The sequence below is a fragment of the Pseudomonas sp. SIMBA_041 genome (assembly GCF_046535095.1).
Lineage (GTDB): Bacteria > Pseudomonadota > Gammaproteobacteria > Pseudomonadales > Pseudomonadaceae > Aquipseudomonas > Aquipseudomonas mucoides.
In genome coordinates this window covers 39,088-52,958 of record NZ_JAWRXJ010000011.1, presented here as the reverse complement: position 1 = coordinate 52,958, position 13,871 = coordinate 39,088, and the positions used below count along the sequence as shown (strand labels likewise).

Annotated in this window: 11 protein-coding genes; 4 read left to right on the top strand and 7 right to left on the bottom strand. The window is 61.5% G+C overall.

The genetic code is table 11. The features are described 5' to 3' along the window. The first annotated feature begins 23 nt into the window (after positions 1-23). The 3 genes from SB725_RS24285 (at position 24) to SB725_RS24275 (ending at position 4,065) form a co-directional block, all read left to right on the top strand. The gene (locus SB725_RS24285; protein ID WP_027924793.1) at positions 24-941 is read left to right on the top strand and encodes a dihydrodipicolinate synthase family protein; all 918 of its coding nucleotides are present in this window, start codon (positions 24-26) and stop codon (positions 939-941) included. A gap of 70 nt (positions 942-1,011) precedes the next feature. Continuing rightward, entirely contained in the window at positions 1,012-2,409 is a 1,398-nt protein-coding gene (gene abaF / locus SB725_RS24280; RefSeq protein WP_410922681.1) for a fosfomycin efflux MFS transporter AbaF, read from the top strand. A 75-nt stretch (positions 2,410-2,484) separates the two neighbouring features. Then, positions 2,485-4,065, top strand: coding sequence for an aldehyde dehydrogenase (NADP(+)) (locus SB725_RS24275; RefSeq protein WP_410922680.1), 1,581 nt, complete (start codon positions 2,485-2,487; stop codon positions 4,063-4,065). A 114-nt stretch (positions 4,066-4,179) separates the two neighbouring features. Here the strand turns inward: SB725_RS24275 and SB725_RS24270 are convergent, their stop codons facing one another. The 4 genes from SB725_RS24270 to SB725_RS24255 all read right to left on the bottom strand — a co-directional run bounded on the left by SB725_RS24270 (position 4,180) and on the right by SB725_RS24255 (position 9,854). Further along, on the bottom strand, positions 4,180-5,187 hold the full coding sequence (locus SB725_RS24270) for an Ldh family oxidoreductase (RefSeq protein WP_027924796.1): 1,008 nt from the start codon (positions 5,185-5,187) through the stop codon (positions 4,180-4,182). A gap of 152 nt (positions 5,188-5,339) precedes the next feature. After that, positions 5,340-6,752 (bottom strand): purine-cytosine permease family protein, encoded by a 1,413-nt coding sequence (locus SB725_RS24265; RefSeq protein WP_410922679.1) that lies wholly within the window; start codon positions 6,750-6,752, stop codon positions 5,340-5,342. A 109-nt stretch (positions 6,753-6,861) separates the two neighbouring features. Continuing rightward, the gene (locus tag SB725_RS24260) at positions 6,862-8,709 is read right to left on the bottom strand and encodes an amidohydrolase (RefSeq protein ID WP_194940321.1); all 1,848 of its coding nucleotides are present in this window, start codon (positions 8,707-8,709) and stop codon (positions 6,862-6,864) included. Between the two features lie 131 nt (positions 8,710-8,840). Next, positions 8,841-9,854, bottom strand: coding sequence for a helix-turn-helix transcriptional regulator (locus tag SB725_RS24255; RefSeq protein WP_410922678.1), 1,014 nt, complete (start codon positions 9,852-9,854; stop codon positions 8,841-8,843). Positions 9,855-10,078: 224 nt separating this feature from the next. On the opposite strand from SB725_RS24255, the gene SB725_RS24250 reads away from it, so the two are divergent. Further along, entirely contained in the window at positions 10,079-10,351 is a 273-nt protein-coding gene (locus SB725_RS24250; protein WP_027924800.1) for a DUF2790 domain-containing protein, read from the top strand. A gap of 51 nt (positions 10,352-10,402) precedes the next feature. On the opposite strand, the gene SB725_RS24245 is transcribed toward SB725_RS24250, so the two are convergent. The 3 genes from SB725_RS24245 to SB725_RS24235 form a co-directional block, all read right to left on the bottom strand. Next, positions 10,403-11,341 carry a LysR family transcriptional regulator gene (locus tag SB725_RS24245; protein WP_027924801.1) on the bottom strand — a complete coding sequence of 313 codons (939 nt, stop codon included), beginning with the start codon at positions 11,339-11,341 and terminating at the stop codon, positions 10,403-10,405. Between the two features lie 76 nt (positions 11,342-11,417). After that, a complete protein-coding gene (locus SB725_RS24240) occupies positions 11,418-12,368 on the bottom strand; it encodes an aldo/keto reductase (RefSeq protein WP_410922677.1) in 951 nt (316 codons plus the stop codon). Between the two features lie 31 nt (positions 12,369-12,399). Further along, the gene (locus SB725_RS24235; protein WP_410922676.1) at positions 12,400-13,866 is read right to left on the bottom strand and encodes an efflux transporter outer membrane subunit; all 1,467 of its coding nucleotides are present in this window, start codon (positions 13,864-13,866) and stop codon (positions 12,400-12,402) included. Positions 13,867-13,871: the final 5 nt, after the last annotated feature.

The following is a 13,871-nucleotide window of genomic DNA, read 5'->3' as shown; positions in this document are numbered from 1 at the left end:
AATTAACGACCCGGAGGCAACAAATGAGCAAGCGTATTAACTGGAGTGGCGTCTTCCCCGCGGTGACCACTCAATTCAACGATGACTTCACCATCAACCTGGACAAGACCCATCAGGTGATTTCCAACGTGATCCGCGATGGCGTGTCGGGCCTGGTGGTGTGTGGTTCGGTGGGTGAAAACACCTCGTTGACCGCCGAAGAAAAAATCGCCGTCACCGAAGTCGCGGTCGATGCCTCTCGCGGCCGGGTGCCGGTGATTTGTGGCGTGGCCGAATTCACCAGCGTGCAAGCGGCCAAAGTGGCCAACGCCGTGCGCAAGGTGGGCGTCGATGGCGTGATGCTGATGCCCGCGCTGGTCTACAGCTCCAAGCCGTTTGAAACCGCCGAGCACTACCGCTACGTGGCCAAGCATGCCGACGTACCGTTGATGGTCTACAACAACCCGCCGATCTACAAAAACGACGTCACCCCGGACATCCTGATTTCCCTGGCCGACTGCGACAACGTGGTGTGCTTCAAGGATTCCTCCGGCGACACCCGCCGTTTTATCGACGTGCGCAATGAAGTCGGCGACCGCTTCGTGTTGTTCGCGGGGCTCGACGACGTGGTGCTGGAAAGCATCGCCGTGGGCGCCGAAGGCTGGGTCTCGGGCATGTCCAACGTGTTCCCGAAAGAAGGTGAAACTATTTTCCGTCTGGCCAAGGCCGGGCGTTTTGCCGAAGCCATGCCGATCTACGAATGGCTGATGCCGATCCTGCACCTGGATGCCCGTGCCGACCTGGTGCAGTGCATCAAACTGTGTGAAGCCATCGCCGGTCGCGGCAGCGCGCTGACCCGTCCGCCACGCCTGGCCTTGCCGGACGAAGATCGCCTGTTCGTCGAACAGATCATGGCCAAAGCCCTGGCGAACCGTCCGCAGCTGCCGGACGTCGGTCTCTGAGTGAGTGCCGGGCGGGCCTTGGAGGCCCGGCCCGGCTGCCTGTTTTTGCGCCTCTACAGGAAACGTCAGCATGCCCAATCATCAAGACACTCAACGCGCAACCTCGCCCTCCGGACTCAAGCGCGTCGTGGCCGCCGCCATGGCCGGCACGATCGCCGAGTGGTATGAATTCTTTCTCTACGGTACGGCCTCGGCCCTGGTCTTCGGCCAACTGTTCTTCCGCCAGACCGACAGCCCCGTCGACGGCATCATCGCCGCGTTCGCGCTGTACGCCGTGGGCTTTCTCGCCCGCCCGCTGGGGGGGCTGGTGTTCGGTCACTACGGTGACAAATTCGGCCGCAAGCGCCTGCTGCAACTGAGCCTGGTGGTGGTCGGCATCACCACGTTCCTGATGGGTTGCCTGCCCGGCTTCGATCAGATCGGGTACGCGGCACCGGTGTTGCTGGTGCTGTTGCGGCTGATTCAGGGTTTCGCCTTTGGTGGTGAGTGGGGCGGCGCGATTCTGTTGGTGTCCGAACACTGCCCGGACAATCGCCGGGGCTTCTGGGCCAGTTGGCCGCAAGCCGGTGTGCCAGCCGGGAATCTGGTCGCGACCGTCGCCCTGCTGCTGTTGTCGTCGAACCTGTCGGAGCAACAATTTCTCGCCTGGGGCTGGCGCGTGGCGTTCTGGTTCTCGGCGGTCGTGGTGTTGATCGGCTACTGGATTCGCACCAGCGTCGATGACGCACCGATCTTCAAGGAAGCCCAGGCGCGTCAGGCTCACACCAAGCAACAACAATTGGGCGTGGTGGAGGTGCTGCGTCACCACTGGCGTTCGGTGCTGGTGGGTATCGGCGCGCGCTTTGCCGAAAACATCCTCTACTACACCGTGGTGACGTTCTCGATCACCTACCTCAAGCTGGTGGTGCACAAGGACACTTCAGAGATTCTGTTTCTGATGTTCGGGGCTCACTTGCTGCACTTCTTCATGATCCCGTTGATGGGGTATCTGTCGGACATCGTCGGGCGCAAACCGGTGTATCTGGTCGGCGCGGTGCTTACGGCATTTTGGGGGTTCGTCGGCTTCCCGATGATGGACACCGGCAACAACTGGCTGATCATGGCGGCCATTACCCTGGGCCTGGCCATCGAGTCGATGACCTATGCCCCGTATTCGGCGCTGATGGCCGAGATGTTCCCGACGCACGTGCGCTATACCGCCCTTTCGCTGTGCTACCAGGTGGCGCCGATTTTCGCCGGTTCCCTCGCTCCGCTGATCGCGATCACGCTGCTCAACAAGTACCACAGCTCGACGCCCATCGCCTGGTACCTGGTCGGTGCCTCGCTGATCTCTGTCATTGCCGTGGGGCTGACCCGGGAAACCCGCGGCAAGTCGCTGCACGCGGTGGATGCCGAGTCCGCGGCGCGCATGGCTGCACTGGATAACGCCGCTCACGTTAGCCCGCGTCGAGGCGATTCGCTGGCGTGAATCCAAAACCTGTAGGCGCGTGGCTTGCCCGCGCCCACAGGGGATGTATTACCTTTTTGCCTGACAGGAGTTTTCATGCCCCAGATCCTCGGCCACAACTACATTGGCGGCACACGCAGTGCCGCCGGCAGCCTCACGTTACACAGCCATGACGCCAGCACCGGCGAGGCGCTGCCCTACGCTTTCGTGCAAGCCACCGAAGGCGAAGTGCACGCCGCCGCTGAGGCCGCTGCCGCTGCATTCCCGGTCTTTCGCACGATGCCAGCGGCACGCCGTGCGGATTTTCTCGAAGCCATCGCCGCACAACTGGATGCGCTGGATGATGCATTCGTCGCCCTGGTCACCCGCGAAACCGCACTGCCTGGCGCACGGATACAGGGGGAACGCGCGCGCACCAGCGGCCAGATGCGCCTGTTCGCCCAAGTCCTGCGACGCGGTGATTTTTACGGCGCACGCATCGACCGCGCCTTGCCCGACCGTCAACCGCTTCCCCGTAGCGACCTGCGTCAGTACAAGATTGGCGTCGGCCCCGTGGCAGTGTTTGGTGCGAGCAACTTTCCGTTGGCGTTCTCCACCGCTGGCGGCGATACCGCTGCGGCCCTGGCCGCCGGTTGCCCGGTGGTGTTCAAGGCCCACAGCGGACACATGGCTACGGCCGAACAAGTGGCCGATGCAATCATCCGCGCCGCCGAACAGACCGGCATGCCCCAGGGTGTGTTCAATATGATCTACGGCGCGGGCGTGGGCGAAGCGCTGGTCAAGCATCCGGCGATCCAGGCCGTCGGGTTCACCGGTTCGCTCAACGGTGGCCGGGCGTTGTGTGACATGGCCGCCGCACGCCCACAACCTATTCCGGTGTTTGCGGAAATGAGCAGCATCAATCCGGTCGTGGTGTTGCCCGAAGCCCTTGATGTTCGCGGCGAGAACATCGCCAATGAACTGGCCGCCTCTGTGGTGCTCGGCTGCGGCCAGTTCTGTACCAATCCGGGATTGGTCATTGGTATGCGCTCCGTGCAATTCAGCGCCTTCACTGAGACCCTGACTGCGCGGCTGGCTGAACAACCGGCGCAAACCATGCTCAACGCCGGCACCCTGCGCAGCTACGAAAAAGGTGTGCAGGCCTTGATTAATCACCCAGGCGTGACCCACCTGACCGACCATGAACAACACGGCAATCAGGCGCGCACGCATCTGTTCAAGGCCGACGTGAGTCTGTTGCTTGAAGGTGATCCGTTGCTACAGGAAGAAGTGTTCGGCCCGACCACCCTCCTCGTCGAAGTGGCCGACAAGGCCGAATTGCGCCAAGCGCTGAACAGCTTGCACGGTCAACTCACCGCCACCCTGATTGGCGAACCCCAGGACTTGCATGAACATGCAGAGTTGCTGGCGCTGCTGGAACAAAAGGTCGGCCGGGTGCTGTTCAATGGCTACCCCACCGGCGTCGAAGTGTGTGATGCGATGGTGCATGGCGGCCCCTACCCGGCCACCTCGGATGCCCGTGGCACCTCGGTCGGCAGCCTGGCCATCGAACGTTTCCTGCGCCCGGTGTGCTACCAGAACTGCCCGGACGCGCTGCTGCCCGCCCCACTGAAAAACGCCAACCCACTGGGCATCGCGCGGCTAATCGACGGCAACACCCAACGAAACCCGATCTGAAAACACCCAAAACCTTGTAGGAGTGAGCCTGCTCGCGATAGCGCAGTGTCAGTCAACAGAGATGTGGACTGTGCCGCCGCCATCGCGAGCAAGCTCGCTCCCACAGTTTTTGAATCAAGCCAGCAATGCCATGAGGTCGTTATACAACGCCTCGGGAATCTGCACGCCCTCCACCAGGCTACGCGCCCGCGCTTCGTATCGGCGTTGAGATGGCAAACGTGCGCCCTGCCCTTCGATACCCTGGAACAACGCTTCAGCCCTGGCCAGATGCACCTCTGTCGAATCCCCCAAAAAGCGTCGTGGGTCCAGGGCAATGATCAGTTCCCCATGGTACGGCGACGATTTGCTGCCCGCATCGTAGGCCAGGGATTCGGCACTGGTCAGGTCGCCGATCAACGGCCCGGCAATCAGCTCCACCATGGCCGCCAGCGCCGAGCCCTTGTGCCCTCCGAATGTGAGCATCGCGCCGCTGTCGAGTACGACGTTGGCATCGGTGCTCGGTTGCCCCTGCGCGTCCACGCCCCAGCCCTCGGGAATCGCTTTGCCGGCACGACGATGCAGTTCGATGTCGCCACGGGCGATGGCGCTGGTGGCGAAGTCGAACACGAACGGATCCTGTCCCTGACGGGGCCAGCCGAAGGCAATGGGGTTGGTGCCGAACACCGGCAAGCGCCCACCGGCCGGTGCCACCCAGGCATGACTTGGATTACACGCCAGCGCCACCAGTCCGGCAGCAGTCAATTGCTCGATCTCCACCCACAGCGCCGAGAAATGCACACAGTGATTGATCGCCAACGCCGCAATCCCGTTGGCTCGGGTTTTCTCCGTCAGCAACGGCAAACCTGCCTGAAACGCCAACTGCGAAAAACCGCCACCGGCATCCACCCGCACAATCGAGGGCGCCTGGTTGATCACTTCGGGTTCAGCCGTGGCCGAGACTTTGCCGGCGCGCAGGGAGTTGACGCACCCCAGAACCCGGTACAAACCGTGGGAGGCACAGCCATCGCGCTCGCCGGCCGTCACCGTCGTCGCCACCGCACGCGCATGGGCCAGGTTAAAACCGTTGTGCAACAGGATCGATTCGGCCAACGCGTGGGCTTCGATCAGGGTCAGTCGGATCATGGTCATCTCCTTGAACAGACCGGTCAGGGTGGTCTATTCGAGGCGACAGGGCTTGATGGGTTTGCACGGAGGGAGTGACGAAATCAGCACAGGTGCTTCACCAAGTGCCCGCGACAGTGCAATGACGATCCCTGCACTGTCGCCCCTGTCGGTCAGGCCTTCGTGCTTCGTACCGCTGGCACAACCACCGCCGATTTCCTGGCCAGCAGGTAGTAAAGAACACCCGGCACCACCAGCCCGACGATCCAGGAAATATCCACGCCGCCCAGTTGCGAAACCATCGGCCCGGAGTAGAAATGCGTGTCGACAAACGGCAGCTGGATCAACACGCCGCTGACATACACGCTGATCCCCAACACGTTCCAGCGACCGTAACGCCCGGCCGGGTCGGACAAGGCCGGGATGTCATAGCGCTCCTTGTTGATGAAGTAGTAGTCCACCAGATTGATCGCGCTCCACGGGGTGAAGAACGTCAGCAAAAACAGGATGAAGTACTTGAAGGAGTTGAGGAACGAGTACTGGCCGACCAACGCGAGCGTGGTCGATGCCGCGACGATCAGCAGCACAAACAGCATGCGCTGGCGGGCGGTGATTTCCAGGCGACTGCGGAAACCGCTGATGATGGTGGCCACGCACATAAAGCTGCCATAGGCGTTAAGAGTGGACACGGTGACTTTGCCGAACACCACGCTCAGGTACAGCAGCGACGCCATCACCCCGGTACTGCCCAGGCCGACGATGGTCGCCACTTCGTGACCGCGAAAGTTGGCACCGGCCAGTGCGGCGGCAAACACCCCCAGCACCATGGATGCCTGGGCGCCGAGCACGGTCCCGAGGCCAACGGCGGTGAACGTTTTCCAGGACGACGTTTTGCTCGGCAGGTAACGCGAGTAGTCGGCCACGTACGGGCCAAACGCAATCTGCCAGGACGCCGACAGCGACACTGCCAGCAGGAAGGTGCTCCAGCCAAAGTGGCGGTTTTCCAGGAGCAGGCCGATGTCGTTGAGGGTCATCAAGCGGGTAAACAGGTACGCGAAGGCGATGATGCCGAGCACGCTGGCCACACGCCCCACCAAGTGAATCACCCGATAGCCGAAGATCGTCAGGAACGTGATGCACGCGGCGAAAATCAGGATGCCGGTGCTGTCGCTGACGCTGATCAACTGGGCAATCGCCTGCCCCGACAACACCGCGCCGGTGGCGCTGAAACCGAGGTACATCAGGCACACCAACACAATCGGGATCGCCGCGCCATAGACCCCGAACTGCACACGGCTGGAGATCATCTGCGGCAGACCCAGTTTCGGGCCCTGGGCCGCGTGCAAGGCAACGACCGCACCGCCGAGCAACTGGCCGATCAGCAAGCCGATCAATGACCAGAACACATCCCCGCCCAACACCACGGCCAGCGCCCCGGTGACGATTGCGGTGATTTGCAGGTTGGCGCCGAGCCACAGGGTGAACTGGCTGTAGAGGCTGCCATGACGCTCGGCCTCGGGGATGAAATCGATCGAGCGGGTTTCGATCAGGGGACTTCGTTGTTGGCTATCGTGGAGCTGAGTCATTATTTTTATTCTCTTCAAAGGTAGAAACCATGCCGAACAGTTCAGCCAGCTGCTACAGAATTGTGTTGAAGCTGAAATTGTTTAGCTGATCGGCATTAGTAGGCGTGGGTTATTTTTGTTGTTCGGTCATGGCCACTTGGCCTACGAACGGCGCCTTGGCCCACACGATCTTGCCCCCCACCACGGTCATCAACACGCTGTTGCGGGCCAATTCATCCTCGGGCACCTGCATGAAGTTTTTATCCAGCACGATCAGGTCCGCAAACTTGCCCACCTCGACCGAACCGACGACGTTCTCCAGCTTCAGTTGCTCGGCGGCGTTGACGGTGATGGTGCGCAGCACTTCGGCACGGGACAACGCCGGGTCGGCATTCAGGCGACCCGCGTATTGGGGGCCATAGCTGTGCGGGTTGGTCGGATCACCGGAACGGGTGACACCGACTTTCAGTGCCAGGAACTCATCGAGCGGATCAACCGGCCAGTCGCTGCCATAGGCCACGCGACCACCCGCACGGGCGATGCTGCCCGAAGGCTCCATACGCGCAAATCGAGTAGGCCCGAGGTGATCGCTGGTGCCGTCAACGGTGGACGGTGCCTGCTGCGCCCACTGGAAGGACATGTTGGCGGTCACGTCGAGGGCCTTGAAGCGCCCATAGTCGGCGGGGTCCACGGACTCGTTGTGGGTGACGGTCGGGCGAAAGCCATTGCCGGGCAATTGTTGGCGCACGTATTCGATGCCGTCGAGTGAGTCACGCACGGCGCGGTCGCCGGTGGCGTGCAGGTGCGGATCGAGGCCGGCCTGCACCGCTTGCAACAGCAGCGGCTTGAGCACTTGCGGCGGGAAATACAGCTCACCGACGTTTTTACCCGGCGCCCATTTTGGTGCCTTCTCGGTGCCGGCGTTGCGCAGGTACGGCGTCAACATCGCACCGGTGTCCGCCGGGGCATTGATGATGCCATCCATGAACAATTTGACGTGACGCATGCTCACGCCGGGCGCGACTTTGGCTTCGCCCTGATCGTAGGTCGCGGCCATTGCCTTGGCCTCGGCGATGGTTTTCGCCGGGTCGGCTGCAGCGGCGGCCGGGTCCAGTTTGATCGCCAGCAAGGCCCGGGCGGTCAGTTCACCCGACTGCTGCAAGGTGGTGAAGGCTTTGCCGTTCTCCGGCCCCGACAAGGCATCGAAGAAACTGGTGATGCCTTGCTGGCGCATGGCGTCGAGCGCCGCGCGGGTCTGGTTGAGTTTTTCCGCGTCGGTGGCCGGCGGCACCACGGCGGCCATCGCGTCGGCCGCGCCGTCTTCGCAGATGCCGGTGAGGTTGCCGGCACTGTCGCGCACGTACTTGCCATCCCCGGGGTTGGCGGTGTTTTTGCTGATGCCGGCGACGGCCAGGCCGCGCGAGTTGGTCAGCACGGTGTGGAAATCGGTGGAGCGCACCTGAATCGGCCGGTCGGTCTTGAGGGCGTCCAGCGTCGATTTGTCCGGGTCGCCGTCGAGGCCGTCCATGCCCATCCGGTCCCAGCTGCCGACTTCGAGCCAGACATCAGGCCCCTTGCCCTTGTCGGCATCCAGGCACGCCTGAATGGTGGTCTGGAATTCCTTGCGCGTCATGGTCTGGTATTTCAGGTCGCATAACGTCATGGCGCGGCCGCCGTCACCGGGGTGCATGTGCGCATCGATGAAGCCCGGCATCAGCATGCGCCCCGCCAGATCGATCAATTGCGTTTGTTTGCCGATGTACGACGCCGCCCCTTCGTCGTTGCCGACGTAGACGATCTTCCCGCCCGTGACGGCAATTGCCTGCTGCACCGAGTTCTGGCCATCGACGGTGTAGACATAGCCGTTGCGCATGACCATGTCTGCCGGGGTCGAACCCTGGGTCTGGCACCCCACCAGCGCCAGACCGGAAAATGCCGTGGTTGCCGCAATGGCGACAAAAAGCCTGGAGAATTTCAACTGCCTCACCTCTGTTTTTATAGTTTTGGAAGAGGCCCGAACAGCCTGCGCGCAAGCCCCTGATATGCAAGGCATACCCTAGCGTGCGCGGGCGTTGGATGGACCTCCACAAATGAGGAGGGGGCGGTGATTCAGAGGGCTTCGCGGCGGGTTGCCTGTGCAGACAAGACAGCGCCCAGCTCGACTTTGCTTTTCACGCCGAGCTGCAAATAGCAGTTGCGCAGGTAGGTGCGCACCGTCGCAGGGCTCAAGCCCAGGATTTTGGCGATCTCTTTATACGAGTGACCGGCCGCAAACAGCATCGCCGCCGTCCGTTCCCGTGGCGCCAGCACCACGCCGCGTGACTGTGTTTCGAGGGACAGAATGACGTGCTCGCCATTCGGGCTGAGGGTCAGCGCACAGCGGCCCAGGCGCATGACGCTCGGCGCTTTTGGCAGTTGCGCGATCACTTGCGCCGGCAGCATCGAACCGCTCCACCCCGGCACCTCGCGCTGGATCGCCGCACACAGGCTGGCGCCGACGTACAGCAGCGTGCCGTCCATGCGCGCTACGCCAAAGTCGCTGGCACCGTTACCGGTGTCGATGCGGATCATGTCCTGCACCTGGAAGCGCCACAGCTGCAACAGGTGATCGCAGAAGGCCGAAAACAACGCGGCCTCGCTGTCGTTGAACCCCGGCGCGTGTTCGCCGCGATACAGGCAGACAAAAAACATCAAACCGCTTTCGGGCAACTCGAAGGTGATGCAGATCACATGGTAGAGGTCATGACGGCGAGCGAACGCGTCGACCTCTACATGGGGATCGGTGTAGCCACTGTCACGCACCACTGCGCCGGGTTGACTCAAGGTGTCATGGGAGAACCGGTCGCTGCCTGCGCTCTTGTGCCATTCGGCGGCAAACGACTCGGGCAGGTCGATGCGCCCGTGCATCCAGCTTTTCGGCGCCACATGGGCATCCGACGTGGACATCTCGCCCCACCACGCCGACGCGAACGGCACCAATGAGCGAAAGGCTTGCAGCCCGTCTTCGATGAATTGCGAGGCGCCGCGCTCCCGAGCCAGTCGCCCGAGGTGCAACACGCACTGATTGAATGCCTTCAGCGTCGCCATCGACGGTGTGCCGCCGACCTCACTCCCCTCCTCCATCATCTTGATCCTGTTGGCTGCCTGGCATTTTTTTCGACCATGCCACAAGGCCAGCGATGGCGTCCACAAGCCCTGCATTCATGCGCAAAACGGCAACAGTGTTTGTCCTTCCGACCGCTGTTTGAGGCCGGGGCAAACCCCTAGCATCGTTCCTGCCCGGTGAGCATTTACCAACCGCTCACAAGGTAGAAAACCAACCCTCCTCAAACGATACGGTGAACGCCATGAAACTTTCGAAATTCGCGCTTCTGCTGACACTGGCCAGTCTCGGCGCCCCCGCCTTCGCTGACGATAGTTCTGCAAAGACCGCAACGGCCAACAGCCCGGTTGAAACTTACACCTACGACACCCACCTCGACATCAAACGCGTCATCAGCGTGTCAGACGTCGGCGATGAGTGTGGCCCGGTACCGGCGCAAATGACCTACGAAGACTCCCGCGGTCAACAGCACGTCCTGCAATACCAAGTCATGGGCACTGGCTGTTCCAACGGTTGAATACCGTGCAGACGATGGAGGGTCGACACTCCATACCGGCGGCACCGGCGTTTACCTGTTTTTGCTTGAACCGACGATTTTCTCATCGGAGGCCAACAGGACCGGAATGTAATCCTTGAGAAAATCCACCCAGGTCTTGATTTTCGCATCGACGAATTTGCGTGACGGATAGATGGCGAACACATTCAGTTCTTCGAAACGATACTCAGGCAACACCCGCACCAAGGTCCCCGCTTTCAAACCTTCCACGGCAGACGCAATCGGTTGAATGCCGATGCCCATTCCGTTGCTGATCGCCACTGTCATCGCGTCGGCGGTGTTGACGTGAAACGGCGACATCGGTGTGCTCACCGTCTCCACGCCTTCGGGCCCTTCGAATACCCAGTTCTCCGCCGGCATCACAGTATTCACAATCCGCAGGCAATCATGTGCGCCCAGTGCAACCGGTGCGTGGGGAATTCCGCGTTTCTTCAAGTACGCGGGCGAAGCGCAAAGAATGCTGTAGGTAATGCCCAGCCGCTGCGCGACAAAGCCTGAATCGGGTAAGTCCCGCGCCAACACAATCGACATGTCATAGCCTTCTTCCAGCAAGTCCGGCAGCCGATTGGTCAGGGTCAAATCAAACATCACCGAAGGGTGCGTCTCTCTGTAGCGAGCGATGGCGTTGATCACGTAGTGATTGCCCACGGCGGACATCGCATGAATTTTCAGCCGACCCACGGGCCTGGTTTGCGCCGTCCCCGCTTCTTCATCGGCTTCGCGCATCTCCTCGATAATCTTCTCGCAGCGTTGCAAATAGCGCAGGCCCGCCTCGGTCAGGGCCAGACGCCGGGTCGTGCGATTGATCAGGCGTGTTTGCAGCCGCGCCTCCAGGCTGGAAACCGCTTTGGACACGTTAGTGGTCGAGGTGTCCAGCATCGCCGCTGCGGCCGTGAAGCTGCCGCTCTGGGCCACGGCGATGAAACAACGCATGGTTTGGAAAACATCCATCGGTTTTGCCTCGGCGCACAATTGACCAGTCAAAAAAAAGCGGCGGCCCGAGATCAGGCCGCCGCGCTAGCATGGGTTACCTTTTGCCCGGGATAAAGCCCGGAATACCGGTTTCCACCACCGAGTTGAAGCGCACCCGCGTCGTGATGTCCTCCTTGATCTCAAGCATGGCCCGGTGCGGCAGCGTGGTAATGTCAAAGTTTTCCTGAATATGGCTCAGTGTCGCAGACGTGGTCAGAAACGCCACACCGCGCTGCACCGACCAGGCCAAGGCGACTTGAGCCGGGGTTCTGCGCAGGTGTTTGGCGATGCCGGTCAGCACCGGATCTTCCAGCACCGCAGGCTGCATGCCATGACCGAGCGGCGCAAACGCGAGGACGATGATGCCGTGCAGTTTGCAGAACTCCAGCAGCTCCCATTCCGGCAGATACGGGTGGGATTCCACCTGCACCACGGCAGGTTTTATCCGCGCGACTTCGACAATCGCCTTCAACGCCTCAAGGGTGATGTCCGACAAGCCGATGGACTTGCAGCGCCCTTCATCCACGAGCTGTTCCAACGCCCGCCACGTCTCGATCAAGGTCACGCCCGAGTCATAGATCATGTGGCCGAACGGGTCTCGGGGTTCCTGGTCATCACCGGGTTGAAAGGCGAACGGCGTGTGGATCAGGTAGCAGTCAACGTAATCCACTTGAAGACGCCGGCAACTGGCCTCGAACGCCGGCAACACGCGCTCGGGACGATGGTTGGTGTTCCACAGTTTGGTGGTAATGAACAGGTCTTCGCGCCGGGCCTTGCCCGAGTCGATGAAGGCCTTGAACGCCACGCCCACTGCTTCTTCATTGCGATAACGCTCGGCGCAGTCGAAATGACGGAAACCGGTTTCCAGCGCGTGGGTGACCGCTTGGGTGGTGACGCTGAGGTCGCGGAACAAGGTGCCAAAGCCCACGGCTGGCATCTCGGCCGAGCCGTGGCTCAGTGCAAATTTTGTCTCGCGAAGTTCGTCGTGAAAGGCTTCGTAGGTCATGTCGTTACTCCACTCTCTGAGGCCGCAGCCTTTACTGATATGAACGTTTGGATGCTTCGCGACTGGCGACTCGCTGCTCAAACACGCCAACCGAATTGCCACCCAGGGCGACAAACAGCTGGACGGTGTCGAGGTACTGCGCGGTCTTCACCCTGATCTGTCCCAACAACGCTTGCTCATAGGCGCGCTCGGCCTCCAGCACCTGAAGAATGCTGTTCTCGCCTTGGGCGTACGCTTGCTGGTTCAAGCGAAAACTGCTGTCGGCGGCGCGCAATGCATCTTCCTGGGCGAGGTTTTCTTCGGCGTGATGGTTGATGGCTTGCAGCGTGTCGGCGACCTGACCGAACGATTGGATGACGGTCTGCTGGTAGTCAGCGAGCGATGCGTTGTAACCATCGACCGCCGCCTGGCGTTCAGCCTTGAGGGTTCCACCATTGAAGATCGGCCCCGCCACCCCGGCGGCGAAGCCCCAGAGCGCGGCGCCACCATTACCGGACGCCGACTGTGCGAGAAACGCGGACAGCTCCACATGGGGATAGAGGTTGGCAGTCGCGACACCGACGGCGGCGCTGGCCATGTGCAGTTGCGCTTCGGCTTGCAAAACGTCCGGCCGGGTGTGGGCCATTTCCGAGGGCAGACTGACAGGCACGTTGGCCGGCAAGGCAAATTCACTCAGGTCGAAGTCCGGCGCGATCCAGTCGGCCGGGCCTTTGCCGGTCAGAATCGACAGCGCATGCCGGGCCGAATCACGTTGCTGAGCCAGAGGCGGCAATAGCGTGCGGTCCTGGGCGAACCGGGTTTCGGCCAGCGACACATCGATCTGCGTGGCGCTGCCGTTGGCATGGGCCATGCGCACCAATTCAAGGTTTTTGCTGTCATTGGCCAGCAGTTTTTCCACGGCCTGGATCTGCGCATTCGCCGAGGCCATCAACAACGCCTGGCTGGCGACATTGCCCGTCAAGGTCAGGTACGCCGCTTCGTAGCGATGTTGCTGAAACGCCGTCAATGCTTGCTGTTGTTCAACCTGGCGCTTGTTGCCGCCGAACACATCCAGGTCGAAACCGACCCGAGGCCCGATGGCATAAAAGTTGGAAACCACGGGCTGCGGTCCGTTGTGCGTACGCTGGCGACCGGCCTGGGCAGCAAAATCGACCTGCGGATACAGCACCCCTTGCGCCGCCGCGACGGAAGATGCCGCCTGGCGAATGGTGGCATCGGCCGCGACGAGTTCCAGATTGCCTTCGATGGCCCGGCGCACAACGCCGTCGAGCTTGGGCGAACGAAACGCTGTCCACCAGTCGCCGTTGACCTTCTTGCCCAAATCGATCAACAGGCCAAGACGCTGCTCGGCCTGTTGATCGTAGTGTTGCGACGGACTCGGCGCAGGCATTTGATAATCGGGGCCGACCGTGCAAGCGGTCAGGAACACCAGCACCGCGACCGCGCCGAACGTGGTGTTGATCAGTTGTCTGTTGATGAAACGCGCATTGGATTTCATGAGGC